The sequence below is a fragment of the Agromyces sp. GXS1127 genome, assembly GCF_050565425.1.
Taxonomy (GTDB): Bacteria; Actinomycetota; Actinomycetes; order Actinomycetales; family Microbacteriaceae; genus Agromyces.
This window is the reverse complement of sequence record NZ_JBOCIG010000001.1, coordinates 444,461-469,875: the sequence shown is the minus strand read 5'-3', so window position 1 is coordinate 469,875 and position 25,415 is coordinate 444,461. Positions and strand designations below refer to the sequence as shown.

Genomic DNA, 25,415 nt, shown 5'->3' with positions numbered 1-25,415 from the left:
ATGCCGCGGCATCCGATGCAATATATTGCATGCCACCGCCCGCCCGCCTCCCAGCCGAGCGCCCGAAGTCGATGCGCGACCACGCGTACACGCACCTGCGCGACGCGATCGTCTCGGGCGAGCTCGGGCCCGGCGAGCGCCTGCGCGACCCCGAGCTCGAGGCGTGGCTGGGCGTAAGCCGCACGCCCATCCGCGAGGCGATCGCCAGGCTCGAGGCCGCGGGGCTCGTGCACACCCGCCGCGCCAAGCAGACCGTCGTCGCCCCCCTCGATACGCGAACCGCGCTCGCAGCCCAGCGCATCGCGGCGACCCTCCACGCGCTCGCGGTGCGCGATGCGGTCCCGCAGCTGACGGCGGACGACCTCGAGGCCATGAGCAACGCCAACGCCGCGTTCGCCACGGCGCTGCGCGACGACGACGTCGACGCGGCCATCGCGGCCGACGACGCGTTCCACGAGGTCGCGGTGCGGGCGAGCGCGAACCCGCTGCTGCCCGGACTGCTCGAGCAGGTCACGCCGCTGCTCCGCCGCCTCGAGCGCGCCCGCTTCGGCTCGCTCGCCGGTCGCGGGTCGGTCGCCGATCACGACCGCATCATCGAACTCTGCACGGCCGGCCTCACCGACGAGGCCGCCGCCGCCACGCACGACAACTGGTCGACGCTCGGCCGGTTGCTCCACCTCGACGACGAGACCGACGACGAGACCCTCGTCGACGGCGAGACCGTCGCCGGTGGCGACGCGGGCGGCCCCGCGGCATCCGTCACCCCCACCCCCTGAAGGAGCACCATGGCCCTCGCCGACTTCCCCCGTCATCAGCTGACCTTCGGGCCGAGCCCGATCCACCCCGTCGACCGCCTCAGCGCCCACCTCGGCGGTGCGCGCGTCTGGATGAAGCGGGAGGACGTGAACTCCGGCCTGGCGTTCGGCGGCAACAAGACCCGCAAGCTCGAGTACCTCGTGCCCGACGCGCTCGCGAAGGGCGCCGACACGCTCGTCTCGATCGGCGGCGTGCAGTCGAACCACACCCGCCAGGTCGCCGCGGTCGCCGCGCACCTCGGCATGAAGGCCGTGCTCGTGCAGGAGCACTGGGTCGACTGGCCCGACTCGGTGAACGACCGCGTCGGCAACATCCTGCTCTCACGGCTCATGGGCGCCGACGTGCGCCTCTCCCCCGCGGGCTTCAGCATCGGCTTCCGCGACTCGTGGAAGCAGGCGATCGCGGATGTCGAGGCCGCGGGCGGCACGCCGTACGCGATCCCCGCCGGCGCCTCCGACCACCCGCTCGGCGGCCTCGGCTTCGCGAACTGGGCGCACGAGGTCGCGGCGCAGGAGGAGGCGCACGGCGTGTTCTTCGACACCATCGTGGTGTGCTCGGTCACGGGCTCGACCCACGCGGGCATGATCGCGGGCTTCGCCGACCTCGAGCACAACTTCGGCGGCCGGCCGCGCCGCGTGATCGGCATCGACGCCTCCGCGAAGATCGACGAGACCCGCGACCAGGTCGCGCGCATCGCGCGGAACACGGCGTCGACGATCGGCCTCGGCCGCGAGCTGCGCGACGACGAGATCACGGTGCTCGAGGGCTGGGCGGGCGACCTGTACGGCATCCCGGTCGAGTCGACGGACGAGGCGATGCGCCTGACCGGGAGCCTCGAGGGCGTGATCCTGGACCCCGTCTACGAGGGCAAGACGATGGCGGGCCTCATCGACCTCGTGTCGTCGGGCGAGATCCCCAAGGACTCGAACGTGCTCTACGCGCACCTCGGCGGGCAGCCGGCGATCAACGCGTACAGCGGCCGGTACCACTGAGCGCCGGGGCGACGCTGGGGTCGGCCCATGGATGCACGCACCCGTGGGCGTGAGCGGCTCGCCGAGGTCGCGTCCGAGCTGGTCGACCGACCGGAGGTCTCGGTGGGGCGCATGGGCGAGTGGGGCGCCATCGCCACCGAGGCGCTCGGCTTCGTGGACGAGATCACGCCGTGACCCGGGCGCTCGTCGCGGGCTGCCCAGCATGGTTGCCTATCCTCGACGGGTGACCTCGACCGCCCAGACCCGCGCCGCCGACGCCGGCCGCGCGAGCGCCCGCCTCGCGAGCGCCCGCGCCCGCTGCGTGCTCGACGCGACCGACTGGCGGGCACGCGAGCGGGCGCACGCGGAGCGGGCCGACGCCCTCACGGCCGGCCACCGGGAACGCACGGCGCGCGGCGAGCGCCATCCGATCGAGGACTTCCTGTTCACGTACTACTCGTACTCCCCCGCGCTGCTGCGCCGGTGGCATCCGGGTGCGGGCGTCGAGCTGTCGGATGCCGCGGGCTCGCCCCGCGCCGACTGGCGCTGGTACGCAGCCGGCATCACCGATCGCGGGCTCGTCGTCGACGCTGCCGCGATGCGCGCCGAGAAGGGGCCGATGCTCGGCCTCGTCGAGCGGATGCTGCGGCGCACCTCCGCACGCCCGGCGCAGTTCGGCTGCTTCGGCCTGCACGAATGGGCGATGGTGTACCGGCAGGGCGAGCATCGGCATCCGGTGCCGCTGCGCCTCGGGCCGGATGCGACCGACGAGGTCGTCGAGTCGCACGAGCTGCGCTGCACGCACATCGACGCGTACCGCTTCTTCACGCCGGACGCCGTGCCGCGCAACCGCTTCGCGCCGACCCGCGAGACGCAGCCCGAGGTCGAGCAGCCGGGTTGCCTGCACGCCAACATGGACGTCTACAAGTGGGCGGTCAAGCTCGGGCCGCTGGTGCCCGGCGACCTGCTGCTCGATGCGTTCGAGCTCGCCCGCGACATCCGGTACCTCGACATGCAGGCGTCGCCGTACGACATGGAGCCCTGGGGCGGCGAGCCGGTGCGCATCGAGACCGCCGACGGCAAGGCCGAGTACGTCCGGCGGCAGCGCGGGTTCGCCGACCGGGCGAACGCGTTGCGCGCGCGGATCCTCGACGCGCTGCCCGGCGCCTGAGCAGGCGCCCGCTCCTGTCGCCGGACGGACTGTCGGTGTTAGCATCCGGAAGCGCCGACTTCTCCGGGCGGCGCCTTTCGTCCCGCGCCCCGACAGGAGGCATGCATGCCCGGATCCGATGACCTCGTCGCCGGCGCGCCGGCCTGGGTCGACCTGACCACGACCGACCTCGACGGGGCGATCGCGTTCTACACGACCGTGTTCGGCTGGACCGCCGACCGCAGCACCGACGAACGGTACGGCGGGTACACGACCTTCCTCCTCGACGGCCGGCGCGTCGCTGGTGCGGGAAGGCGCTCGGACGACGACCCGTCGCCGCCGCACTGGACGGTCTACCTGCTCACCTGGAACGCGGCCGCGACGAGCGAGCGCATCGCCGAGGCGGGCGGCACCGTCCTGTTCGAGCCGATGGACATCCCGGAGATGGGGGTCATGGGCCTCGCGATCGACGCGACGGGCGCCGTCGTCGGTTACTGGCAGCCCGGCGGCCTTCCCGGCTTCGACGTCTACGACGAGCCGGGCTCGGCGACCCGGTTCGAGCTCGCCGCGAGCGACTTCGACGCGGCCGAGCGGTTCTACGCGCACGCGTTCCACTGGGACATCGAGCACGGCGAGGGCGAGCCGCGCTACGCCGCCTACCGCCACGGCCGCCGCACGTTCGCCCGCCTCCTCGACGCGGCCGAGCTGCTCGGCGCCGACCTGCCGCCGGCGTGGCACGTCGGGTTCCAGGTCGATGACGTCGAGGCGGCAGTGGCCCGGGCGGTCGCGGCCGGCGGCACGCTGGTCGTGCCGCCGTGGGACGTGCCCGAGGGCCGGCGCGCCGGGATCACCGACCCCGGCGGCGCCTACTTCGTCGTGGCATCCGCCCCGGCGGAGCCGGCGGAGCCGTCGGAGCACGAGCCGGCCGGGTAGCGCATGGGCACCTGGGACGTCGTGATCGTCGGCGGCGGCAGCGCCGGCCTCTCCGCCGCGCTCATGCTCGGCCGGTCGCGGCGGAGCGTGCTCGTCGTCGACGGCGGCCGCCCGCGCAATGCGCCCGCGCAGCACATGCACGGGGTCCTCGGCCGCGATCACACGTCGCCGCTCGACCTGCTCGCCGCGGGGCGCGCCGAGCTCACCCGCTACGACGTGGCCGTCGAGTCGGGCGAGGTCGCCGACGTCGCCGAGATCGAGGCGGATGACGCGGAGCCGGGCGCTCCCGTCTTCGAGGTCGTGCTCGACTCCGGCGAGCGCCACCGGGCGCGGCGGCTGCTCGTCGCCACCGGGCTGCGCGACGAGCTCCCCGACATCCCGGGCCTCGCGGAGCAGTGGGGCCGCGGTGTCGTGCTCTGCCCGTACTGCGACGGGTGGGAGGTCCGCGACCGGCGCATCGCCGTGATCGCCTCGGCCGCCGCGAACGCCCACCAGGCGCAGCTCATGCGCCAGCTCTCGGCCGATGTCGTGTTCTGCACGCAGGGCGCCGTGCTGCCGCCCGCGACGCGGGCCGGACTCGACGCGCGGGGCATCGTCATCGAGGACCGCAGCGTGAGGGAGGTGTTCGCCGACGAGGGCGGCCGGCTCCGCGGCATCCGCCTCGAGGACGGGAGCGAGTGGGAGGCGGACGCCGTGTTCGTCGCGCCGAGGGCCGTGCCGCACGACGACCTGCTGCGACGCCTGCGCGCGCGATCGATGCGGCAGGGCGGCGTCGACCAGGTGCTCGTCGACGACGACGGCCGCACGAGCGTGCGGGGACTCTACGCGGCGGGCAACGTCACGGGGCCGCGCTCGTCGGTGCCGTGGGCGATGTCGTCGGGCAGCCTGACGGGCGCCGCGATCAACGCCGACCTCGTCGACGAGGACGTGCGGAACGCGATCGACGCGCGCGGCTGACGCCGGCCGGCGCCGGTTGCCGGAGCCCTAGAAGTCCTCGTGCGCCTCGCGCAGCGTCGCGAGGTCGTCCTCCGTGGCCTGCCAGCCCTCGAGTGCCGAGCGCAGCTGACGCTCGAGCCAGGCAGCATCGGCATGCTCTTCGCCGACCGCCCGCAGCTGGGAGAGGCGTTCGGTCGCGCTCCCGGTCAGGTCGTCCATCGCTCCCCCGTTCCGGCACGGACCCTGCGGCCGACGGCCGCGGACGCGAGCCCGCACGCGAGCCATGATGCCACCCGCCGGCGCCGGCGGGCAGCCCCCGTCGGTTCCGGGGGTTCGCCCGATGCCGGCCGCCGAGGGGCGTCGATACCGTCGCCGCATGACCACCACCGAGACCCACCCGGCGGGGCGCTCCGATGCGGTTGCGGCCGCCGCCGCGATGCCACCCGCCGACGCCGCGTCGCCCGCCGCTGCGCCGCCCGCGACGACCCGCCTCCCGCCCCGCCGCGCCCGCGCCCGCGTCGCCGCCCGCATCGGGTGGACCTGGACCCTGCTCTCCTCGCTCGGGATCGCCGCCTTCGCGGTCGTGCCGTACCTCACCGCGTCGCTGCCGGTCCTCGCCGAGTCGGGCGCGAGCGGACTCGCCGACCACTACGCGGCGCAGCCGCCGCCCGTGCTCACGGCGTTCTACGTCCACATCGTCGCGGGCGGCCTCGCCCTCGTCACGGGCCCGTTCCAGTTCTGGCGCGGCCTGCGCGATCGCGCTCCGCGCGTGCACCGCTGGATCGGCCGCGTCTCGCTCGTCGCGATCGCCGTCGGCGGCCTCGCCGGGCTGGCCCTCGCGCCGTTCAGCGCGGCCGGGCTGGTCGGCACGTTCGGCTTCGGCGCGCTCGCCGCGCTGTGGCTGGTGTCCGCGTGGCGCGGCTACCGCGCCATCCGTCGTCGCGACGTGCCCTCGCACCGGGCCTGGATGATCCGCACGTTCGCGCTCACCTACGCCGCCGTGACGCTGCGCCTGTGGCTGCCGCTGCTGATGTTCGCGCAGGTGCCGTTCTCGCTCGCGGCGGGCGGCGGGTTCGATGCGGATGCCGCGTTCGCGAACGCGTACGCCGCGGTGCCGTTCCTCTGCTGGCTGCCGAACCTTCTCGTCGCGGAGTGGCTGATCCGCCGGCGCGGGCTGCCGTCCTACCGGCTCGCGGCCGGCTGAGGTCGCGGTCGGGCGGAGTCGTGGTCGGGCGGTCCCGCGGTCGGCAGGGTCCGCGGTGCAGCCGGGTTCGCCGTCAGCCGCGCTGCCGCGTCATGAACACGCTGTTCGGGTCGAGCACGTAGTCGGCGAACGGGCCCGTCTCGACGAACCCGTACTTCGCGTAGAGCGTGCGCGCCGGGCGGAAGAACTCCTCCGACCCGGTCTCCAGGCTGACCCGGGCGTAGCCGCGGCGGTCGGCTTCGGCGAGCACGTGCTCGAGCAGGCGGGCGCCGAGCCCACGGCCGCGGGCCGCGGCATCCGTTCGCATCGACTTCAGCTCGCCGTGGGCGGGATCGAGCTCCTTGAGCGCGACGCACCCGAGCAGGTCGTCGCCCTCGCCGATCGTCCAGAAGCTCACCGCAGGCTCCGAGAGGCCGGCGACGTCGAGCGCGTGCACGCTCTCGGCAGGCGAGGTCGCGAACATGTCGGCGAGGTGGTCTTCGAGCAGGCGGATGACGCGGGCGTCGGCGAGGTCGCCGGGGCGGATCTCGAGTGCGGGGGCGGTGCTCACCGGTTCATTCTGCGGCACGCGTGTTTCCCCCTCGTGACGGGTCCCCGTCGCGACGACGGGGACCCGTCGTGATCAGGCCTCGCTGGAGACGAGGAACTTCATGCCCTTGCCCGAGCGGAGGGCGTGGATCGTCTCCTCGACGGCGTCGAAGCCGATCTCGTCGACCCAGCCGGTCGTGTCGTAGAGGCCCTCGGCCATCTTGGCGATGACCGCGTCGAAGTCCTCGGGCAGGTAGCCGAGCGCGCCGACGATCTCGGTCTCGCCCATGACGAGCTGCGTGGGGAAGAAGTCCATCGTCTTCTCGTGGAGCGCGACGACGACGAGCCGGCCGAGCGGCGCGAGGTTGGCGAGGGCGGATGCCACGGCGACGCCGACGCCGGCCGCGTCGAACGCGACGTCCACGCCGTCGCCGTTCGTGAGCTCGGCGACACGCGCGCCGAGGTCCTCGTTCACCGGGTCGACGACGGTCGCGCCGAGCGCCTCGATCGCCGCGCGACGCACGGGGCTCGGCTCCGAGACGATCACGTTCTCGATGCCGTGGCCCTTGAGCGCGAACCACACGCCGATGCCGATCGGGCCGGCGCCGGCGATGAGCGCCGAGCCGCCGGCCTTCGCGCCGCTCCGCTCGACCGCGTGCCAGGCCACGGCCATGGGCTCGACGAGCGCACCGAGGCGCAGGTCGACCGACTCGGGCAGCACGTGCAGCTTGGTGGCGTCGACGGTGGTGAACTCGGCCATGCCGCCGCCGTGCGAGGTCAGGCCGTGGAAGCCGATGGTGCGGCAGGCGTTGTACGCCCCCTTGCGGCACGCGGCGCACTCGCCGCAGAAGTAGATCGGCCAGACGGCGACCCGGTCGCCGACCTTCACGCCGTCGACGCCCTCGCCGAGCTCGACGACCGTGCCGGCGAACTCGTGGCCGAGCACCTGCGGCAGGGTGGAACCGGTGACGGGGTGGGGGTGCTCGAGGTCGAGGCCGGCCTCGGCGGGTGCGTAGTAGACGTGCAGGTCGGATCCGCAGATGCCGGCGTACGCGTTGCGCAGCTTCACCTGGCCGGGGCCCGGCGTGGGCTCCTCGATCTCCTCGACCCGAAGGTCCTCCTTGGCGTGGAAGACGACAGCTCGCATCGTGTGCGACTCCTTACTCGTGGGGTGCGGCTCGAGGGCGCAGCAGCCGCGGTTCGATTCACGCGGTGCGACCACGAGTCGGGTCTCCGTCGTCGGAGATCCGCATCGAGGATACCACTTATCGGACAGGTGTCAGATAATGGATGAATGGTGAACCGATGATCGCGATGGACCCCCGCCAGGCGCGCACGCGCGCAGTGCTGCAGGAGGCCGTTCTGGAGACGGTCGAGCGGATGCCGCTGGCCGACGTCTCCGTCGCTGCGCTCGCACGGGGCGCCGGCATCAGCCGCGACACGTTCTACCGCCACGCCTCGAGCGTCGCCGACGTGCTCGCCGACGCCCTCGAGAACCGCCTCGACGCCGCGATCGCGGAGTTCACGACCTTCGACGGGATCGCCCGCGAGCGCTTCGAACGCGCCGAGCACCGGCTCTTCGCCCACGTCGCCGAGCACCGGCGCATCTACCTCAACTCGATGGGCCCGGGCCTCGCCGAGCCCGTGCACGGCATGCTCGTGGGCCGCATCGAGTCGGCCCTCGCGGACTACCTCGACGAGCACCCCGACGTGGCCCCCATCGCCGCCGGCCACCTCTCGCGCGCCGAGCACCACGCGCTCTACGCCGCCTACGGCGCGGCGGGCACGGTCGGCGTCATCGAGCACTGGCTGCGCGACGGTGCCGCGGGCGACGCCGACGACATCGCCCGCAGCACCCTCGCGGTCTCCGCACCGTGGTGGTGGAGCAGCTGAGCGCGCGTCAGCTGACCAGCCGGATCGGCGACTCGGGCGCCGGGGGCTCCGGCTCCCCGCTCTCCGCCTCGAGGTGGGCCATGAGCCCCACGAGGAAGCGCTCGACGTCGGCGAGCTCCTCGTCGGTCGGCACCCAGTGCACCGCGGTCGCGACCGAGCGCGCGAGCACCTCGAACTCCCCGGCGAAGGTCCCGATCAGCGCCGGGATCGAGTAGCCGGCGTCGTCGATGAGGTGGCGCACGGCCCGCAGCCGCTCCTCGGGCGTCAGCCCGCCCTCGGCGGTGACCCGGCCCGCGTGCAGGATCATCGCGTCGTCGACCAGCAGGGCGAAGTCGTCGTGCGCCAGGCCCAGCTCCTCGCGCAGCGCGTCGGGCGCCGGATCCGAGGCGATGCGCGCGGGATCGAGGATGCCGTGCCGCTCCAGCCGCGGGCGCAGCGCGCCGAACCGGGCGATCTGCCACGGCGAGGTGATGGGCGCGAGCACGAGCTCCCGCATCTGCGGCTCGTGCCCGAGCAGCATGAGCTCGGGATCGCGCGCCGCCTCACGCTGGTAGTAGTCGACGTGCCGCGCGTACCTGACCCCGCGGATCGCCTCCTCGATGAGCACGTTCCGCTCGGCCTGCGCCTCGATCGCGCGAGCCCGGCGCGCGGTGAAGCAGGCATAGGAGTACCGGATCTCGATCTCGAGCGACGTGCCCGCCTCGCGAAGCCAGCGCCGCGCGGCGGCCGCCTGCCGCGACCCGCCCGTCGCGCCGGTGCGGCGCGATCCGTCCTCCTCGCCCCAGTCCCCCGCGACATCCGGGTTGAAGATCAGGTAGCAGAGCGCCGCCCGAGCGCGCATGCGCGAGAGCACCCGGTTGGGGTCGCGGCGCGGCGTCGCGCTCTCCTGCTCGAGCAGGTCGATGAAGCGGTCGATGGCGACGCGGATGCGAGCGCGACGCGCGTCCACCGCGGCGTCGTCGACGGCGGACCCGTCGAGGTCGGCGTACGCCGCCCAGTTGCGGGCCGCCATCATGTAGAGCGTGAGCGTGCGGAGCAGCATCGCGCGCGGCTCCGGGGCCGGTGGGCGCGACTTCCGCCGTTCGTCGAGGCGCGCCTGGATGGGGCGCACGCCCCTGCGGAGGTCGGCGGGATCGATGCGCGCCGGACCGAGCTCCGCTTCGACCCGGACGAAGTCGTGCCACACCTTCTGGGGGATGCCGGGGAAGACCTCGGACTCCCCGCAGAGCCACGCGGCCTGGTTCACGATCGGCTCGAGGCGGTCGAGGAACGACTCGATCGAGGCGCGGTCCTCGATGGCGCCGTAGCGGTCGAACACGCGGTCGTACTCGGCGAGGATGCTGGTCGGGTCCTCCTCGATCGCGCGGCTCAGGTAGTGCCGCCGCTCGTCGCCGCGGGTCATGCGCGCGAGGCCGAGGTAGCCGACCGACTTCCAGCTCTTCGCGCGGTAGAACCCGCGCACGTCGGGGTAGCGCTCGGCCATCGTCATGGCGGTGAACCCCGCGGCGAGCGCGAGCAGCTTGCGGTGCTGGTCGGGCTCGTCCGAGTCCCACTCGAGCGCCAGCTCGACCTCGTCGAGCGAGTTGCCGTTCCGGCGGAGCGTCGCGATCCCCGATCGCGCATCGAGGATCGTGACCTGCAGCATCCACGGGGCCGAGTTGAACAGCACCTGGAAGAGCCAGGCGAGGGCGGATGCCACGCCGCTGCCGCTGCGGTCGGCGATCGCGATGAACTCGCCGAGGTCGGGCGAGCTCGGGCGCTCGACGCGCTCGCGCGGGTCGTCGAGGTTCGCGTTGCGGACCTGCATGAGCGCGTCGATCGACCACGCCGTGTTGGTCGAGCCGTCGGGGCCGATCACCTTCGCGTCGAGCCGCGACCTCGTCGCGAGGCCGGGGCCGAGGACGCCGACGGTGACGAGTGCGAGCGGCAGCGCGATGACGAGCCAGGCCGCGGCGCCGTCGTCGGCGTACGCGGTGGCGATCACGATGACGACGGGCACCAGCACGACGAGGGCCCATCCGACCACGCGGAGCACCGAGCCCGTGCGGCGGGTCGCCTTCAGGTTCCGGACGCCGGGCAGCAGCGCGACGAGGCGCGCGGCGACCGCGAGCACGAGCCACGCCACGAGCATCGCGAGCAGCGCGTCACCGAGCGGCACGAGCACCTCATCGACGAACGTGTGCCAGCGTGCGCCGATCGCCGTGGTCCACGCGCTGATCGAGGGAGTCTCGCCCATCGCGGCACTGCATCCCGTGAGCGGGACGGCAGCGCCCATCGCGAGCGCCGCCCCCGGTGCTCGGACCCGTCGTGCCGATGTGCCGCCCTGCATGATCCGCGCCTGTCTGGCGCGATTCTAGTGATGCGGCGTGCCGCCGGGACAGTGGCAGCCCTGACTGCCGTCAGCCGAGTGCGTCGATGACCTCGTCGACCATGCGCACGACCGACGGGTCGTCGTCGACCTCGGGCGTGAACCCCATGCGCACGACGACGAGCTGCTCCGACGGCACGACGATGACCTTCTGGCCGTCGTGGCCGCTGGCGTAGTACGTGTCCTCGGGCAGGGTGGGCCAGCGGAGCGATCCGTCGGGCAGGGTGTTCAGGCGCCACGTCGAGGCGAGGCCCGGGTCATCCGTCTCGGCGACGTCGGTCGGCTCGAGGCTCTGCGGCATCCAGCCGTCGGGCAGCAGCTGCACGCCGTTCCAGTCGCCGCCCTGCAGCGCGAACTGGCCGATCGCGGCCCAGTCGCGTGGCGTCGCCCACAGGTACGACGAGCAGACGGGCGTGCCCGAGGCATCCGGTTCCATGACCGCCGACGAGAGTCCCAGCGCGCCCAGCAGGGTGCGCCGAGGCAGGTCGGCGCCGAGGCCGGTGCGCTCGACGAGGATGTCGCAGAGCAGTGTCGTGTTGCCGCTCGAATACTCCTGCACCGTGCCCGGTTCATGCTCGAGCGGGAGGCTGGCGACGTAGTCGCCCATGTCCTCCTCGAGGTAGAGCATGCGCGTGATGGGCGTGCCGAGGTCGTAGGTCTCGTCCCACTCGAGGCCGCTGGTCTGGCGGAGCAGCTGGTCGACGGTGATGTCGGCGCGGCCGTCGGTCCACTCGGGCCGCAGGTGGTCGTCGTCGAGCGCGACGACGCCCTGCTGCACGAGCATGCCGGTGATCAGGTTCGTCACGCTCTTCGTCATCGACCAGCCGAGCTGCGGCGTGGATGCGTCGAAGCCGTCGGCGTAGCGCTCGCCGACGAGCACGCCGTTCTTCAGCACGACCACGCCTCGCGTGCCGAGGGCGTCGCGGTCGGCCGCGTCGAGGTCGTCGCCGAACGCGCGGGAGATCGCGGCCTCCACGCCGGGTTCGGCGACCGGCGCCGCGGCATCCGTCAGCGGGTTCGCCCCGGCGGCGACCGTGGCGGCCTCCCCGAGGTCGGGCCGGTGGTCGGCGAGCGTGCAGCCGAAGCCCTCGGTGTACCAGGCGCGCTGGCGCGCGAGCTGGCCGAGGAGCGTGCCCGTCGTCGGGTCGCCCGCCCCCTGCACGTCGAGGTAGGGCACGAGCGGGTTCTCGGGGAGGTCCGTCGCGGGGTCCTCGCGCCCGGCGACCTCGGTGACGGCGCACGCGTTGTGGGCGGCGTACCCGGTGCCGGTCAGCAGGATCGGCTGCTGCCAGAGGTACACGCCCGTGAAGGCGGCGATGAGCACGAGGGCGAGGAGGGCGACGACGCTGACGGCCCGGCGGAGGAGACGCACGAGCAAGGATCGTAACAGGGCGGACAGGGGTGTCCGGACCGCCCGGATCCGCGCGTGCGGCGTGCGCGCGGCGCGCGGGCGACGGCTCAGCGGCCGAGCAGGTCGTTCAGCCAGCCGGGCCCGGCCACCCGCACGCCGGGCGCGAGCCGCGCCCGCAGGCCGCGGTCGGCCGTGACGACCAGCACGGCCTCCCCCGCCGCGCCGAACCGCGCGGCCGCATCGACGATGGCGCCGTCGCCGTCGGCGGGTGCGCGCACGACCTCGATCCCCTCAGGGGCGGATGCCGCCCTCGCCGCCCCCTCGACCACGGCGACGACCCGCGCGACCGCGATCTCCGCACCGTCGGGCAACGCGACCGGGGCGCCGGTCGCGAGCCGCGACATCAGCTCGAGCAGTCTCGTCGCCGCGCCGGCCCGGTCGCGCCACCATCCGTCGGGCCGCGATCCCATGACATTCGCGACGTCGACGACGATCACGACCGGGGGCGGGGCGGATGTCGCGGGCCCGCGCTCCTCGCCCACCGCGGCCCTACCCCTCCTTCAGCGGCAGGATCTCGCCGCCGGTCTGGCATTCGGGGCAGTACTGCGCGGTCGTGCTCGCGAAGCTGAAGTCGCGGACCTCACCGCCGCACCCGCCCGGGCAGGGCTCACCGGTGCGCCCGTGCACCTGCATGGCGTCGACCTTCGCCCGCTTCAGGCGGTCGATGGGGATGCCGCTGCGCGCCTCGATCGCGCCGCGGATCGTGCCGGTGGTCGCCTCGTACAACCGCTGCAACTCGTCGTCGGCGAGGGTCGACGCGTGCGCGACCGGGGAGAGCCGCGCGGCGAAGAGGATCTCGTCGGAGTACGCGTTGCCGATGCCCGCGAGCGACTCCTGCTCCTGCAGGATCGCCTTGACCTGCTTGCGACGCCCGGCGACCGCGCGGTCGAAGTCCTCTCGCGTGAACGCCGGGTCGGCGGGGTCGGGCCCGTGCTTGGCGATCGCCGCGACCTCGTTCGGCTCGTCGACCACGAAGCAGCCGAGCGACACCCAGCCGCCGGCGTCCGTGAGCTCGAGCACGGCGCCGCCGTCGAACTCGAGTGAGACGAGCGTCGGGGGCGGGGGTTCGGCGTCGGCGGCCGCTGCGACGGGCGCCGCGCCTGCGGCATCCGTCGCCTCGGTCCCGGTGGCCGCAGCCTCCGGCGCGTCGCCACCCCAACGCGCCCAGCCGTGCCGGCCCAGCGAGACGACGAGGAACTCGGAACCGTCGAGCTCGATCGCGAACAGCTTGCCGTGCCGCGTGACGCCCAGCACCCGCCCGCCGACGATCGTCGTCAGCGGGCGGCTGCGCGTCTTGGTGACGCGGAACTCGACGACGTCGACGCCGCCGACGGCACGCCCGCGCAGCGTCGCGTCGAGCTCGTCGGCGAGGGCCTGCACCTCCGGCGATTCGGGCATGCCGACAGCCTCGCATGCACCGCCGACCCTGCCAACGGCCTTCCGACCCGTGGGCCTTCCCCCGCACTGTACGACGTGACAGAATGCTGTACATGCGTTCAGCCATGGTCGCCGAGGGCGACCTCACCGCCCGCGCGCGCATCGTCGCCGCGGCGCTCGACCGGTTCGCCGCGCGCGGCTACGAGGCGGCCACGATGCGCGAGATCGCCGCGCACGCGGGCGTCAGCACCGCGCTCGTCACGCACCACTTCGGCACGAAGCAGGCCCTCCGCGAGCGGTGCGACGCGCGCGTCGCGCGCTTCATCGCTGAGAAGCAGGGCGCCTCCGCGGCATCCGACGTGCTCGGCGAGGTGCTCGGCACCTTCGGCCCCTACCTCGCTCGAATGCTGGGCGATGGCGGCGCGGCATCCGACGCCCTCTTCACGCGGCTGCGCGAGATCGCGCGCGCGTCGATCGACGAGGGTGCGGCGAACGGATGGCTCCGCCCCTCCCGCGACCCGGAGGCGCAGGCCGCCGTGCTCGTCCTGCTCGGCGTCGCACCCCTCCTGCTGCTCGATCGCCTGGCCGTCTGGGCCGGCGGCGACGCGCAGGCCGCGCTCGCGCGTCTGGCCGTGCCACTCGCCGAGCTGTACACCGACGGGCTGATGACCGACGACCGGCTGCTCGCCGCGACCGGCCTCGTCCCGGCCGACACCGTCACCCAGGAGGCATGATGAAGCTGCTGCTCGTCACCGCGGGCTCGCGCGGCGACGTGGAACCGTTCGCCGCGCTGGCGCGCCGCGCCGCGGCGGCCGGTCACGACGTTCGCCTGGCCGTGCCCGACAACTCCGGGGTCGACCTCGCCGGCCTCGACGTGCGGAGCCTCGAGGCCGACTTCTCCGCGATGATCGAATCGCAGGGCGTCTCGCCGCTCGCGGCGATGCGGAACCTCCGCGAGGTCGTGCGGCCCGTCATGCGCGGGGTCATCGTCAACGCCGCGCACGCGGCGCTCGAGTTCCGTCCGGATGTCATCGCGTGGCACCCGAAGGTGCTCTCGGCGCCGGTCGTCGCCGATGCGCTCGGCATCCCGCACGTGCTCGTCGAGATGGTTCCGGCGGTCACGCCGACGCGCGAGTTCCCCGCCGCCGGCACGGTCGCACGCGACCTCGGGCCGCTGAACCGCCTGTCGTATCGGGCGGGTGCGGCCGCAGCCGGCATGTTCCGGCGCGAGATCGACGAGGCGGCCGACGTCATGGGCGTGGGTCGTCCGCACCCGGCGTCGGCGCCCGCGGCGACGATGCTGCCGATCAGCCCGGTGATCCTCCCACGCCCCGCCGACTGGCCGGAGACCGTCTCGCTCACGGGCCCGTGGCGTGCATCCGCGCGGTCGACGGCCGAGGCGGATGCCGCGGAGGCGGCGCCCGCGACGGCCGATTCGACGACGACGGATGCCGCGGGGCCGGCGCACGGCGCGTCCGACCCGGTGGCGACGGATGCCGCGAGCGCCGCGCCCACCGGCGCGATCCTCGACCCGGCGCTCGCCGCCTTCCTCGACGGCGGCCCGTTCGCCTACGCCGGGTTCGGCTCGATGGCGGCCGGCGACCCCGTCGCGCGCGGACGCGCGCTCGTCGCGGCGGCGCGGGCGCGCAGCATCCGCCTGCTCGTCGCCACCGGGCTCGGCGGCATCGCCGTGCCCGACGACCTGCGCGGCGACGACGTGTTCGTCACCCGGGCGGTCGACCACGCGGCGGTGCTGCCGCGCGCGATCGCGGCCGTGCACCACGGCGGCATCGGCACGGTGCAGGCGGCGACCGCCGCGGGCACGGTGTCGATCATCGTGCCGTTCATCGCCGACCAGCCGTTCTGGGGCGCGACCCTCCACCGCAACGGGCTCGCGCCGGCCCCGATCCCGCAGCGACGGCTGAGCGCCGAGCGGCTCGGCGAGGCGCTGGCCGCCGCGCCGGCGTTCCAGCCGGCCGTCGATGCCGCGGCCTCGCGGATGGCCGAGGAGGACGGCTCGGGCGAGGCCCTCGTCGTGCTCGAGCGGCTCGCCACCCTGCCGCGTGCGGCGACGCTGCGGCATCCGTGACCCGTCGGGACCGCACCGCGCGGCGGTGCCGTTGTGCCCGGCGCTCGACCGGAGGATGCTGAACCCATGAACGACCGCGAGGAATTCCTGATCTGGATCAACAACTCGCTCGCACCGGCCGAACGGGCCCTGTTCAACGGCGACGCCGGCCCGCGGCGTACGACCTGGTCCGCCACCGATGAGGTGAGCGTGCTCGGCGCCTGGCGCAACGCGGTCGGCAGGTCGGAGTTGCTCGACGCGTTCGACGACCTCGCGGCGAGCTTCGCGGCCTGCACCGACTACGCCTTCGAGCTGATCTCGTTCGACGTCTCGGGCGACATGGCGTACACCGTCGGCTACGAGCGCATCTCCGCGATGAAGGACGGAACGCCGAGCACCTTCACCGTGCGCTCGACGCAGGTCTACCGCCGCGAGGACGGCACGTGGAAGGTCGTGCACCGGCACGCCGACACGATGGCGTGACGGCGTGCGACGGGTTGCGGCCCGTTCGACCCGTGACAGCCGGGGGCACGAACGCTACTCTCGCGCCATGACTGCTCCCGCCACCCCGCAGACCGACCGCTGGAACATCTGGGCGATCGCCGCGATCATCACCGTCTGGTTCACGATCATCCTCGGCCTGATCTTCGGCCACATCGCCCTCTCGCAGATCGCCAAGACGGGCGAGCGGGGCCGCGGTCTCGCCCTCACGGCCGTGATCGTCGGCTGGGCCGGCGTGGTCGCGGGCGCCCTGATCATGCTGTTCATCCTGATCTTCGGCGGGCTCGCGATCTCGGCGAACACCTGAGCCGGGGGGTGACGTCCGTCGTCGCGGGCGTCGAGCGGCCGGCGCGCGTCGAGATTGGGCCATCCGTCACCTCACGGCCACCGCGAGTTCCCCCGGTTCGGGGAATCTCGTGCGCATGACCACTCGATTCCTGCCCGGCGCGGCCGCGACGATCGCCGCCTGCGCCATCGTGATCGGCGCCCCTGCGGCGGCATCCGCTCTGCCCGACGCCGGCACCGGCGCGACCGGCTACCTCATCGTGTCGAGCCAGGGCGACGACACGTTCGCCGTCTACCAGCGGCAGGGCCGCAACAAGCTCGTCGGCGCCTTCGGCGTGGGCGGCGTCGCGGGCGCCGACGAGATCAACGGCTCCGACGGCCTCGCGGTCACGAATCGCCCGGCCGGCGAGTACCGCGAGGGTCTCCTCGTCACCCACGACGAGCCCGAGACGGGCGCGGGCGTCGACGAGGAGCGCGACGCGACGAACTTCTCCTACGTGCAGTGGGCGGATGTCGCGGACGCCCTCGGGCTCAAGGTGAGCACGGTCGCGGGGAACGACCCGCGGTTCGGCTGAGGCGGGCGCTGTTCGACGCGCTGATGACCGGCGGGCCCGGTCCGCGGCGGCGGGCCGGGCCGCTCGCCGGCCGGCCCGCCGCCGTTGCGCAACCACCCCGCGCCCGCGTCACGCCACCGCCGTGCACGAGGTGAAGCCCGACGTCGCGGAGGAGAGGAACGTGCCGGTCGCGGTCGGGTTCTGCGAGTTCACGTAGTTCTCGACGGTCGGCGACGCGGCGGGCGAGGGTGCGAGCCCCTGGATCCCGAACGAGTTCACGTTCGGGTCGGTGCCGATCTTCCTGAGCACGATGCCCGGAACGACGCCGAACGGGCCGCTGCTGCCGGTCGCCTGGTTGATCGTGACCGCAACGCAGAGTGCTGCGTCGCCGGCCATGCCGCCGGAGGTCAGGTCGATGCCGGCGAACCCGCTCCCGGTCGGGGCGGCGACCGTATTGGCCGAGACCTGAACGGTGACGTCGCTGGCGTTCCCGGCCGACTCGACCGAGATGCCGGGCCCGCCGGTCGCGCGCACGTCGTTGTTCAGGATCGAACCCCTGAGCGTCGGCCCGATCCCGTTCAGCGTCGTGGCGGTCTGCCCGATGCCCGGGCATCCCGATCGACTTCCCGCGTCGATGACGTTGTTGGTGATCCGCGTGGAGACCGTCGCCGTGCCGGCGACCGTGGTCTCGATCGCCATGCAGTCGAGGTGTCGCAGCGGCTCGGTCGTCGTGCCGTTGCTCGACACGTCGACATTGCCGTCGGCGACGCCGAACACCTGCACGGTGGTGAACGCCTCGGGCTGGCCGTTCAGGCCGCCGTTGCCGCCGTCCATGCGATTGCCGGTGACGGCGATCACGTTCATCGGAGAGTTCGGTGTGCCGAGCGTCGCCTTCGCCGGGCCGGCCTCGTTCCCACCGGTGATGACGATGCCCGTTCCCGCGGCGAAGCCGTGGAGCACGTTCGACGAGACGGTCGCCTTGGTGAGGGTCGCCGCTCCGCTCGCGCTGCCCTTCGCGGCGAGGCGGAGCGCGGCGCCGTCGGTCGCGAGTGCGTCCTTCTCGATGCGGTTCCCCGAGATGGTCGCCGAGCCGATGGTGCCGCCGGCGTTCGCGATCGTGATCCCGTCGGTGAACGGTTCCGTGATGACGTTGCCGGAGATGTCGACCGCTCCGGTGAGGTTGTCTCCGCCGACGCCGTCGAACGCGATCGCGTCCTCGCCGACGGCGTCCCCCGCGCCGCTGATCGTTCCGTACGTGAATGAGAAGCCGGCGACGCCGGCACCGGCGACGCCGCTCGCTCCGGCGTTCAGGACGCGGACGTTCCGGAAGGAGGGATTCACGGTGTTCGCGAACGAGATGCCCGCACCGACCGTGTTCTGGATCGTTCCGCCCGAGTGGTCGCCGCCCTGGGCCGTGCTGCCCAGGCCCGTCACCATGAGCCGCCCCGCAGTGCCGGTCGCATTCAGACCGATCCCGAACGGCGCGCCATCGGACGAGACCCGTTGGAGCGTCATGCCGTCGGACGCGATGTCGGTCGCCAGGACGGTGATCGCGGCGCCCGTCGTCGTGTCGATCGTGTTGCCTGCGCCCGTGATCGCGATCGATCCGGATGCCGAGGCGGTGACGCCCGATCCCGCCGTCGTGTCCACGTCGAGGCCGCCGCCGGTGAGGGAGAGCGCGTGACCGTCGGAGAGCTCGAAGCGGATCGCCGACGCGGTTTCCGTGGAGAGCGTCTTGGTCGCGCCGGAGAAGACCGTCGCTCCGCCGGTGTTGCCGGTCAGCAGGATTCCGCCGCCCGCGTCGGGACCATCCGTGATCGGTCCCGAGACGGTCACGGTGCCTCCGGTCCGGTCCTGCACCCGCGCGCTCAGCGTGCCCGCGCCGTCGCCGATGGTTCCGCCGTAGCCGATGTCGCCGCTCCCGCCTGCGATGTCGAACGCCGCGCCACCTGAGGTCAGCGTGCCGCCGGAGGCGGAGAAGGTCCCCGTGCCGAAGCTGCTGAGGCTGACGCCGTAGGTCGGGCTCGTCGACGACACCGAGTCGAACGCGAGCGTCGAGCCCGACGACCCGAGCACGTGCACGGCCGGGCCGCCTGCGGCCGTGATGTCGGCGGTGCCGGCGGCCTCGACGGTCACCGGTCCGGAGAAGTCGAGCAGGAACGCGGGCACGGTGCCGGTCGTGTCGAGGTCGAGGCCGCCGATGGTCACGGCGCCCGTGGTGGCGGCGAGACGGATGCCGCCGGCCGCCGAGTCCTCGGCGATGAGCTGGTCGAACCGGCTGCCGTCGAGGTCTGAGAGCTCGGCCACGAGCGCGGGAGCGCCCCGCGAATGGACGGACACGAGGCCGGGTCCGTCGAACAGCGCGTGCCCGACCTCGTCGAGCGCGATGCCGATCGCATCGTTGAGGATGATGAGGTCGTACAGCTCGACCGTGCCGGTCGTCCTCACGAGATCGATGCCCGGGTCGTCGCCTTTCGTGCCGGTGTCGATGATGCGCACGTCGTGGATCTCGTGCGACGAGCCGCCGCCTGAGATGCCGCCGCCCCCGACGCCGGGGTCGAGCGTCAACCCGGCGATGTGGTTGCCGCTGCTGATCGAGATCGCGTCGAGGTTCTCCGTCGCCGTGAGCATCGGCCGGTCGCTCGGAACGCCGTCGTGCAGCGAGCGCCCGAGCACGACGAGATCGGCGGCCTCGCCGATGAGCTGCTGGCCGCCGTCGAGCCCGATGCCGGTGTCGTACCCGGTGGTCGTGCCGTCACCCTCGAACACGAAGATCGCGTCGCCGTTCGGCGTTGCGGCGCCGGCCTGTGCGAGCGTGTCGAACGGGGCCGTCGAGGTGCCGGCGTTCCCGTCGGCGGCGTTGCTCACGTACCAGACGCACCCGGCGACCTGGATGATGACCCGTCCCACGTCGGACGGGCCGCCCGGATCGGCGGCACCGATCACCGTGTACTCGAACGCGTCGAGCGTGTCGGTGCAGCTCCTCCCGGCCGCGGGGCGGAACACGGCGTCGCCGTCGGCCTCGAGGGTCACGGTGCCGCCGTCCTCGGTCGCGAAGGTCCCCGCGACGATCGCGAGCTCTCCCGCCGAGTCGGGATCGCCGTCATTGGCGAGCAGGCTGCCCGTCACGAGAACGTGCGGGCCGGCGACGCTCGGCGGCCCGTCGGTCGGGTCGTCGATGACGAACGCGGTGTTGCCGATCGCCGAATCGGCGCCCGTGAAGGTGTCGTCGCCCGCGAGCGGTCCGTCATCGACGCAGATCACGGTGACCGAGACCGTCGCCGTCGCCCCGCCGGGCGCGAGCGTGTAGGTGAAGTCGTCGGTGGTCGTGCCGGGCGGGTCGTTGCAGAAGTCGGCGTCGGGCTCGTAGGTGAGGCCCGTGTGCGCCCCCGGAGCGCCACCGGTGAGCGCCACGGTGCCGTTCGCCGGGTCGGTCGCCGACGCGATGGCGAACGCGCCGTCGACGTCGGTGTCGTTCGCGAGCACGTCGAGCGCCGTCGCCCCGGAGTCCTCGGCCACCGTGGCCGTGTCGTCGACCGCCGTCGGCGCGTCGTCGACGCACGTCACGGTCATCGCGACGGTCGCGGTCGAGCCGCCGGGCGCGAGCGTGTAGGTGAAGTCGTCGGTCGTCGTGCCGGGCGGGTCGGTGCAGTAGTCGGCGTCGGGCGCGTAGGTGAGGTATGCCGCGCCGGCGGCGATCACGACCGTGCCGTTCGAGGGCTGCGTGACCTGGTCGATCGAGATCGGACCTGCGTCGGGGTCGACGTCGTTCGCGAGCACGTCGATCGCGCTGGCGGATGTATCCTCGGCGACCGTCGCCGTATCGTCGATCGCCGTCGGCGGCACGTCCTCGTCGACGTCGAGCACGTCGATCGTGAACGCCTCCTCGATGCTGCCGCCGTAGCCGTCGGTGGCGCGGACGCGGATCGAGTACGTCGTCTTCGCCTCGAAGTCGAACTCGGCGGCCGTCTCGAGCACGTCGCCCGAGATCGCGAAGCTCGCGTTGTCGTCGTCGCCGGGGCCCGCGACGAGGCTGAACGTGGGCGTGGCGGCCGGGTCGGCGTCCGTGATCGAGAAGGTCCCGACATCCGTGCCCGCCGGCTCGTTCTCGAGCACGTCATCACCGTCGAGCACGATGTCGCTCGGGTCATGGTTGCCGATGACATAGCGCGTCTCGCCGGGGCCGCACGCTGTCGCGGCATCCACGCGGCGCAGCACGCCCGATGCGGGCGCGCAGAAGGTCATCGGCGTGCTGGACGGCACGGTGACGATCTCGCCGGGCGGCTTCATGCGCGTGCACGCCTTGGCCGACGAGAAGCTGCGGACCGAGCCGTCCGGCTGGATGCACAGCTCCGTCGGGCCGGGCCAGATCGCGACGAACGTCTCCTGCTTCGGCCGGCAGTCCCCGGGGCCGGCGGCGACGCGCGCCAGCCCGTTCGACTTCTGGGCGCAGACGCCGGTGAGCTGCGTCTCGACGTGCGAGGCGACGGCGACGGATGGCGCGCCGAACCCGACGACGAGCGCCACGATGGCGGCGAACACGAGTCCGGGTCCGGGAACGCGGATGCGGCGACGCCGGTGCTCCTCATCGACGCGGGTTCGATCGGCACGCGCGGGCACGGCGGACATCGGGCCTCCTCGGGCTCGGCATCGTCGCCTCGGTTCCGAACGGATCGCAGCACGGCGATGAACCTGCGCTCAGCGTGGCGGACGGAACCCTCCGCCTGCCATCCCACGAACGGGGGATGCCGAGCAAAGCTCGGCTGGGGCGGCGGCACGCTCGCCGCCCGGCCCCGGATGTCGTCACGATCGGCGGGTGCCGGCCGCCGCGCACCCGCCGATCGTGACGACAACCGACCGGGCCGTCGCGGCCTACGCTGGCGAAGGAGCGAGAGGAGCCCCGATGTCCGGTCACCGGCACGGCGAGCATGAGACGGATGGCGCGGCCGGCGCCGCCGAGATGTTCGAGCCACCGGCGTGGGAGGAGCGCTACTCGGGCGAGCAGTCCGTGTGGAGCGGCAACCCGAACGCGCAGCTCGTGGCCGAGGCATCCGCCCTCGAGCCCGGCACCGCGCTCGACGTCGGCTGCGGCGAGGGCGGCGACGTGATCTGGCTCGCACAGCACGGATGGCGCGTGACCGGCGCCGACTTCTCGGCCAACGGCCTCGCCCGCGCGGCCCGTAACGCCGAGGCGGCCGGCGTCGCCGATCGCACCGACTGGTGGCAGGTGGATGCCCGCACCTTCGACGCCGGCGGCCGGTCGTACGACCTCGTGACCACGCACTTCCTGCACCCGCCCGACCACGGGATGGTCGACGTCGTGCGGCGCCTCGCCGGCGCGGTCGCGCCCGGCGGGCGGCTGCTCGTGGTCGGCCACGCGCCACCCGCTGCCTTCACGCACCTGTCGGCGAGCCACCGCGACGCGATGTTCCTCGCGGAGGAACTGCTGCCCGGCCTGCCCGACGACTTCGAGCCGCTCGTCGTCGAGCAGCGACCGCGCACCACGGTCCGCGACGGCGAGACCCTGGACGTGCACGACGCGACGCTGCTGGCGCGCCGCGCGCGCTGAGCGAGCGGGCGGGCCCGGGCGCCGCCGGCCGGGAATGAGATCCGTGAGCCCGGGCGACTCCCGGGAACTGGCGACTGGACCCGCCATGCTTCGGGACTCGGCGTGAGGACGTTCCGTCCACGCGCATCAGCGCATCGGCCGATCGGCCGAGGCGAGGCGAGCCTCCCGGCCGATGTGCCGCACGGGCTTCACGGCGACGATCGAGGCATGACCACGACCGACGCCACCAGCCACCGCCCCGGCCGCCGCACCCGCCGCCCCGAGTGGCTCGCCCCCGCGGGCCTCATCGCGCTCAGCATCGTGCCGATCATCGGCGGCGGCTCGCGCCTCACGTCGCTCGCGACCGCTGCCCCGGTCACCGCCGAGAACGCCCGCTTCGTCGAATCGCCCATTCCCGTGGTCGTGCACATCGTCGGCTCGGTGGTGTTCCTCGTGCTCGGCGCGCTGCAGTTCGCGCCATCCCTCCGCCGCAAGCGCTGGCACCGCATCGCCGGCCGCATCGTCGCGCCCGCGGGGCTGCTCTCGGCAGGCTCGGCGCTCTGGATGACCCTCCTCTACGACATGCCCGCGATCAACGGTCCGGGCCTGTTCATCATGCGACTCGTGTTCGGGTCGGCGATGGCCGCCGCGATCGTGGTCGCCTTCGCCGCCATCCGTCGCGGCGACGTCACCACGCACAGCGCCTGGATGACCCGGGCCTACGCGATCGGCATCGGCGCCGGCACGCAGGTGCTCACGTTCGCGCCGTGGACGCTCGCGTTCGGTGCACCCGACCAGTTCGTGCACTCGGTGCTCATGGGCGCGGGCTGGGTGATCAACCTCGTCGTCGCCGAGGTGATCATCCGGCGCCGGGCGTCTCGGACGCCGCGCGCGCCCCGGCGGGCTCGTGCTTCCGGCCGATCCCGGGCGGTGGGCGCGCGCCTATCATGGGGGGCATGACGAGCCCCGCCAGGGCGCTGTGGGATGCTCCGGCCGCCTCCCCGCCGCCGCCCCGCCGGGTCTGGCGCGACTGGGTGATCGTCGCCGCGCTCCCGCCGCTCATCGTCATCGAGGCGGCGCTGCGAGCGGATGTCCCGTGGCGCTGGCTCTGGGCGGTCGTGCTCGTGGGGCTCGTGCCGACCCTGCTGTGGCGACGCATCCGCCCGTTCACGATGTTGGCGATCTCGTTCGCCGTCGGGTCGACGGTCGGGTTCGTGGCGGGCGGCGACCCGCAGCTGATCACGACGGCATACTTCCTGATCCTCGTCTACGCGGTCATGCGGTGGGGCTCGGGGCGCGCGATGCTCGGCGGCGCCGCGCTCGTGGTCGTCGGAACGCTCGTCTCCCTGCTGTTCAGCGCCCCGACATTCGGCGACGTGGTGGGCGGCATCGCCGTCGCCGCCACGACGATGACGCTCGGCGTCGCATTCCGGCAGCGCGCGGCGGCGCGGGCACGCGAGCTCGATCGCGTTCGGCTCGTCGAGCGCGAGCAGCTGGCCCGCGACCTGCACGACACGGTCGCGCACCACGTCTCGGCGATCGCCATCCAGGCCCAGGCGGGGTCGACCGTCGCCGAGTCCGATCCGGTCGCCGCGGCCGAGGCGCTGCGAATCATCGAGGGCGAGGCGTCGCGCACGCTCGACGAGATGCGCTCGATGGTCGGGGTGCTCAGGCGGGCGGATGCCGCGGAGCTCGCGCCGACGCCCGGCATCGCCGACATCCGGCGCCTCGCGCGCCTCGGCGGCTCGCCGCCGATCGACGTGCGCATCGGCGGCGATCCCGACGCCGTGCCGCCCGCGGTCGGAGCGGCCCTGTTCCGCATCGCGCAGGAGGCCGTGACCAACGCCCGTCGGCACGCGCGCGACGCGTCGCGATTAGACGTGCGCGTGCGAGTCGATGCGGCCGGCGTGCGGGTCGACGTCGTCGACGACGGCGCGCCCGCGGCATCCGCCGCCCCCGGATTCGGGCTGACCGGTATGGCCGAACGCGCCGCCGTGCTGGGCGGCACCTGCACCGCAGGCCCCGCCCCCGACGGCCGCGGCTGGGCAGTAACCGTGGTGCTCCCGAGCAGCGGATGGTCGCGGTGAGCGACCGCGCGCCCGTGCGGGTGCTCCTCGCCGACGACCAGGAGCTGGTGAGCGCCGGGCTGCGGGTGATCCTGAACGCGCTGCCCGGCATCGAGGTGGTCGGCGAGGCCCGCGACGGCGCCGAGGCCGTGGCGCTGGCGCGAGACATCCGGCCCGATGTCTGCCTGCTCGACATCAGGATGCCCGGCATGGACGGCCTCGAGGCGACGCGCGCACTGGCCGGCCCGGAGGTCGCCGACCCGATCCCCGTGGTCGTGATCACGACGTTCGACCTCGACGAGTACGTCTACGGCGCGCTTCGCGCCGGCGCGCGCGGCTTCCTGCTGAAGAATGCCGGGCCGACCATGCTCGCCGAGGCCGTGCACGCGGCCGCGCGCGGCGACGCGCTCATCGACCCGAACGTGACGATGCGACTCATCGAGGCGTTCGCCGGGTCGGATGCCGCGGCCGCGCGGTCCGCGTCGGCGCCTCCACCGGCGACCCCGCTGACCGACCGCGAGGAGGACGTGCTCGCGGCCGTCGCCCGCGGCCTCGGCAACGACGAGATCGGCCGTGCGCTGCACATCTCGCTCAGCACCGTGAAGACGCACATCGCGAGCCTCATGGCGAAGATCGGCGTGCGCAATCGCGTCGAACTCGCGATCTGGGCGCATGAGCGGGGCCGGGTGCGCTAGGCCGTGGCGAGGCTCGTCACCGCGGGCCACCATCCCGGGTCGGTCCACATCCCGAGCTCCTGTTCGAGCGCGGCGCCGACGCGGAACTGCTCGCGCTGGCGCCCTACGACT

At 73.5% G+C, this 25,415-nt stretch carries 25 protein-coding genes; 17 read left to right on the top strand and 8 right to left on the bottom strand.

Annotation, left to right across the window (positions count from 1 at the left end; translation table 11 throughout):
• The first annotated feature begins 29 nt into the window (after window positions 1-29).
• The 6 genes from ACQ393_RS02170 to ACQ393_RS02145 all read left to right on the top strand — a co-directional run bounded on the left by ACQ393_RS02170 (window position 30) and on the right by ACQ393_RS02145 (window position 4,827).
• Window positions 30-776 (top strand): GntR family transcriptional regulator, encoded by a 747-nt coding sequence (locus ACQ393_RS02170; protein WP_430645175.1) that lies wholly within the window; start codon window positions 30-32, stop codon window positions 774-776.
• A gap of 9 nt (window positions 777-785) precedes the next feature.
• Complete coding sequence (locus ACQ393_RS02165) at window positions 786-1,808, top strand: 1-aminocyclopropane-1-carboxylate deaminase (RefSeq protein ID WP_430645174.1); 1,023 nt, start codon at window positions 786-788, stop codon at window positions 1,806-1,808.
• 27 nt (window positions 1,809-1,835) lie between these two features.
• On the top strand, window positions 1,836-1,982 hold the full coding sequence (locus tag ACQ393_RS02160) for a hypothetical protein (RefSeq protein WP_430645173.1): 147 nt from the start codon (window positions 1,836-1,838) through the stop codon (window positions 1,980-1,982).
• Between the two features lie 49 nt (window positions 1,983-2,031).
• A complete protein-coding gene (locus ACQ393_RS02155; protein ID WP_430645172.1) occupies window positions 2,032-2,958 on the top strand; it encodes a 3-methyladenine DNA glycosylase in 927 nt (308 codons plus the stop codon).
• A 105-nt stretch (window positions 2,959-3,063) separates the two neighbouring features.
• On the top strand, window positions 3,064-3,870 hold the full coding sequence (locus ACQ393_RS02150; RefSeq protein WP_430645171.1) for a VOC family protein: 807 nt from the start codon (window positions 3,064-3,066) through the stop codon (window positions 3,868-3,870).
• 3 nt (window positions 3,871-3,873) lie between these two features.
• Window positions 3,874-4,827 (top strand): NAD(P)/FAD-dependent oxidoreductase, encoded by a 954-nt coding sequence (locus ACQ393_RS02145; protein ID WP_430645170.1) that lies wholly within the window; start codon window positions 3,874-3,876, stop codon window positions 4,825-4,827.
• 27 nt (window positions 4,828-4,854) lie between these two features.
• On the opposite strand, the gene ACQ393_RS02140 is transcribed toward ACQ393_RS02145, so the two are convergent.
• Window positions 4,855-5,025: a hypothetical protein gene (locus tag ACQ393_RS02140; protein ID WP_430645169.1), complete on the bottom strand. Its 171-nt coding sequence runs from the start codon at window positions 5,023-5,025 to the stop codon at window positions 4,855-4,857.
• Between the two features lie 157 nt (window positions 5,026-5,182).
• Between ACQ393_RS02140 and ACQ393_RS02135 the strand changes: the two genes are divergently transcribed.
• The gene (locus tag ACQ393_RS02135; protein ID WP_430645168.1) at window positions 5,183-6,010 is read left to right on the top strand and encodes a DUF2306 domain-containing protein; all 828 of its coding nucleotides are present in this window, start codon (window positions 5,183-5,185) and stop codon (window positions 6,008-6,010) included.
• Window positions 6,011-6,083: 73 nt separating this feature from the next.
• Here the strand turns inward: ACQ393_RS02135 and ACQ393_RS02130 are convergent, their stop codons facing one another.
• Both ACQ393_RS02130 and ACQ393_RS02125 read right to left on the bottom strand, forming a co-directional pair.
• Complete coding sequence (locus tag ACQ393_RS02130) at window positions 6,084-6,560, bottom strand: GNAT family N-acetyltransferase (RefSeq protein WP_430645167.1); 477 nt, start codon at window positions 6,558-6,560, stop codon at window positions 6,084-6,086.
• Window positions 6,561-6,632: 72 nt separating this feature from the next.
• Complete coding sequence (locus ACQ393_RS02125; protein WP_430645166.1) at window positions 6,633-7,685, bottom strand: 2,3-butanediol dehydrogenase; 1,053 nt, start codon at window positions 7,683-7,685, stop codon at window positions 6,633-6,635.
• 158 nt (window positions 7,686-7,843) lie between these two features.
• Here ACQ393_RS02125 and ACQ393_RS02120 point away from each other — a divergent pair, with 158 nt between their 5' ends.
• Window positions 7,844-8,431 (top strand): TetR/AcrR family transcriptional regulator, encoded by a 588-nt coding sequence (locus tag ACQ393_RS02120; protein WP_430645165.1) that lies wholly within the window; start codon window positions 7,844-7,846, stop codon window positions 8,429-8,431.
• 7 nt (window positions 8,432-8,438) lie between these two features.
• Here ACQ393_RS02120 and ACQ393_RS02115 read toward each other — a convergent pair whose 3' ends face one another.
• The 4 genes from ACQ393_RS02115 to ACQ393_RS02100 form a co-directional block, all read right to left on the bottom strand.
• On the bottom strand, window positions 8,439-10,667 hold the full coding sequence (locus ACQ393_RS02115; RefSeq protein WP_430645164.1) for a hypothetical protein: 2,229 nt from the start codon (window positions 10,665-10,667) through the stop codon (window positions 8,439-8,441).
• Window positions 10,668-10,830: 163 nt separating this feature from the next.
• Complete coding sequence (locus ACQ393_RS02110) at window positions 10,831-12,171, bottom strand: serine hydrolase domain-containing protein (protein ID WP_430645163.1); 1,341 nt, start codon at window positions 12,169-12,171, stop codon at window positions 10,831-10,833.
• 86 nt (window positions 12,172-12,257) lie between these two features.
• Complete coding sequence (locus ACQ393_RS02105; RefSeq protein ID WP_430645162.1) at window positions 12,258-12,692, bottom strand: hypothetical protein; 435 nt, start codon at window positions 12,690-12,692, stop codon at window positions 12,258-12,260.
• A gap of 7 nt (window positions 12,693-12,699) precedes the next feature.
• Window positions 12,700-13,608 carry a DNA-formamidopyrimidine glycosylase family protein gene (locus tag ACQ393_RS02100; RefSeq protein ID WP_430645161.1) on the bottom strand — a complete coding sequence of 303 codons (909 nt, stop codon included), beginning with the start codon at window positions 13,606-13,608 and terminating at the stop codon, window positions 12,700-12,702.
• A gap of 92 nt (window positions 13,609-13,700) precedes the next feature.
• Here ACQ393_RS02100 and ACQ393_RS02095 point away from each other — a divergent pair, with 92 nt between their 5' ends.
• The 5 genes from ACQ393_RS02095 (at window position 13,701) to ACQ393_RS02075 (ending at window position 17,016) form a co-directional block, all read left to right on the top strand.
• Window positions 13,701-14,321 (top strand): TetR family transcriptional regulator, encoded by a 621-nt coding sequence (locus ACQ393_RS02095; RefSeq protein ID WP_430645160.1) that lies wholly within the window; start codon window positions 13,701-13,703, stop codon window positions 14,319-14,321.
• A complete protein-coding gene (locus ACQ393_RS02090; RefSeq protein WP_430645159.1) occupies window positions 14,321-15,676 on the top strand; it encodes a glycosyltransferase in 1,356 nt (451 codons plus the stop codon). Before ACQ393_RS02095 ends, ACQ393_RS02090 begins: the two co-directional genes overlap by 1 nt.
• 66 nt (window positions 15,677-15,742) lie before the next feature.
• Window positions 15,743-16,138 (top strand): YybH family protein, encoded by a 396-nt coding sequence (locus tag ACQ393_RS02085; protein WP_430645158.1) that lies wholly within the window; start codon window positions 15,743-15,745, stop codon window positions 16,136-16,138.
• A gap of 67 nt (window positions 16,139-16,205) precedes the next feature.
• Window positions 16,206-16,463 carry a DUF4190 domain-containing protein gene (locus tag ACQ393_RS02080; protein WP_430645157.1) on the top strand — a complete coding sequence of 86 codons (258 nt, stop codon included), beginning with the start codon at window positions 16,206-16,208 and terminating at the stop codon, window positions 16,461-16,463.
• Window positions 16,464-16,578: 115 nt separating this feature from the next.
• Entirely contained in the window at window positions 16,579-17,016 is a 438-nt protein-coding gene (locus ACQ393_RS02075; protein WP_430645156.1) for a phytase, read from the top strand.
• Between the two features lie 108 nt (window positions 17,017-17,124).
• On the opposite strand, the gene ACQ393_RS02070 is transcribed toward ACQ393_RS02075, so the two are convergent.
• The gene (locus tag ACQ393_RS02070; RefSeq protein ID WP_430645155.1) at window positions 17,125-21,624 is read right to left on the bottom strand and encodes a beta strand repeat-containing protein; all 4,500 of its coding nucleotides are present in this window, start codon (window positions 21,622-21,624) and stop codon (window positions 17,125-17,127) included.
• A 274-nt stretch (window positions 21,625-21,898) separates the two neighbouring features.
• On the opposite strand from ACQ393_RS02070, the gene ACQ393_RS02065 reads away from it, so the two are divergent.
• The 4 genes from ACQ393_RS02065 to ACQ393_RS02050 all read left to right on the top strand — a co-directional run bounded on the left by ACQ393_RS02065 (window position 21,899) and on the right by ACQ393_RS02050 (window position 25,304).
• A complete protein-coding gene (locus ACQ393_RS02065; protein ID WP_430645154.1) occupies window positions 21,899-22,564 on the top strand; it encodes a class I SAM-dependent methyltransferase in 666 nt (221 codons plus the stop codon).
• Window positions 22,565-22,771: 207 nt separating this feature from the next.
• Window positions 22,772-23,503, top strand: coding sequence for a DUF2306 domain-containing protein (locus ACQ393_RS02060; protein WP_430645153.1), 732 nt, complete (start codon window positions 22,772-22,774; stop codon window positions 23,501-23,503).
• Window positions 23,500-24,630 carry a sensor histidine kinase gene (locus ACQ393_RS02055; protein ID WP_430645152.1) on the top strand — a complete coding sequence of 377 codons (1,131 nt, stop codon included), beginning with the start codon at window positions 23,500-23,502 and terminating at the stop codon, window positions 24,628-24,630. Before ACQ393_RS02060 ends, ACQ393_RS02055 begins: the two co-directional genes overlap by 4 nt.
• Window positions 24,627-25,304, top strand: a complete 678-nt coding sequence (locus ACQ393_RS02050) for a response regulator (RefSeq protein ID WP_430645151.1) — start codon at window positions 24,627-24,629, stop codon at window positions 25,302-25,304. Before ACQ393_RS02055 ends, ACQ393_RS02050 begins: the two co-directional genes overlap by 4 nt.
• Window positions 25,305-25,415 lie beyond the last annotated feature (111 nt).

Coding starts and splice junctions, on each gene's coding strand:
- ACQ393_RS02170 (WP_430645175.1), top strand. CDS start 30: ATGCCACCGCCCGCCCGCCTCCCAGCCGAGCGCCCGAAGTCGATGCGC.
- ACQ393_RS02165 (WP_430645174.1), top strand. CDS start 786: ATGGCCCTCGCCGACTTCCCCCGTCATCAGCTGACCTTCGGGCCGAGC.
- ACQ393_RS02160 (WP_430645173.1), top strand. CDS start 1,836: ATGGATGCACGCACCCGTGGGCGTGAGCGGCTCGCCGAGGTCGCGTCC.
- ACQ393_RS02150 (WP_430645171.1), top strand. CDS start 3,064: ATGCCCGGATCCGATGACCTCGTCGCCGGCGCGCCGGCCTGGGTCGAC.
- ACQ393_RS02145 (WP_430645170.1), top strand. CDS start 3,874: ATGGGCACCTGGGACGTCGTGATCGTCGGCGGCGGCAGCGCCGGCCTC.
- ACQ393_RS02140 (WP_430645169.1), bottom strand. CDS start 5,025: ATGGACGACCTGACCGGGAGCGCGACCGAACGCCTCTCCCAGCTGCGG.
- ACQ393_RS02135 (WP_430645168.1), top strand. CDS start 5,183: ATGACCACCACCGAGACCCACCCGGCGGGGCGCTCCGATGCGGTTGCG.
- ACQ393_RS02125 (WP_430645166.1), bottom strand. CDS start 7,685: ATGCGAGCTGTCGTCTTCCACGCCAAGGAGGACCTTCGGGTCGAGGAG.
- ACQ393_RS02120 (WP_430645165.1), top strand. CDS start 7,844: ATGATCGCGATGGACCCCCGCCAGGCGCGCACGCGCGCAGTGCTGCAG.
- ACQ393_RS02115 (WP_430645164.1), bottom strand. CDS start 10,667: ATGGGCGAGACTCCCTCGATCAGCGCGTGGACCACGGCGATCGGCGCA.
- ACQ393_RS02100 (WP_430645161.1), bottom strand. CDS start 13,608: ATGCCCGAATCGCCGGAGGTGCAGGCCCTCGCCGACGAGCTCGACGCG.
- ACQ393_RS02095 (WP_430645160.1), top strand. CDS start 13,701: ATGCGTTCAGCCATGGTCGCCGAGGGCGACCTCACCGCCCGCGCGCGC.
- ACQ393_RS02090 (WP_430645159.1), top strand. CDS start 14,321: ATGAAGCTGCTGCTCGTCACCGCGGGCTCGCGCGGCGACGTGGAACCG.
- ACQ393_RS02085 (WP_430645158.1), top strand. CDS start 15,743: ATGAACGACCGCGAGGAATTCCTGATCTGGATCAACAACTCGCTCGCA.
- ACQ393_RS02080 (WP_430645157.1), top strand. CDS start 16,206: ATGACTGCTCCCGCCACCCCGCAGACCGACCGCTGGAACATCTGGGCG.
- ACQ393_RS02075 (WP_430645156.1), top strand. CDS start 16,579: ATGACCACTCGATTCCTGCCCGGCGCGGCCGCGACGATCGCCGCCTGC.
- ACQ393_RS02070 (WP_430645155.1), bottom strand. CDS start 21,624: ATGTCCGCCGTGCCCGCGCGTGCCGATCGAACCCGCGTCGATGAGGAG.
- ACQ393_RS02065 (WP_430645154.1), top strand. CDS start 21,899: ATGTCCGGTCACCGGCACGGCGAGCATGAGACGGATGGCGCGGCCGGC.
- ACQ393_RS02060 (WP_430645153.1), top strand. CDS start 22,772: ATGACCACGACCGACGCCACCAGCCACCGCCCCGGCCGCCGCACCCGC.
- ACQ393_RS02055 (WP_430645152.1), top strand. CDS start 23,500: ATGACGAGCCCCGCCAGGGCGCTGTGGGATGCTCCGGCCGCCTCCCCG.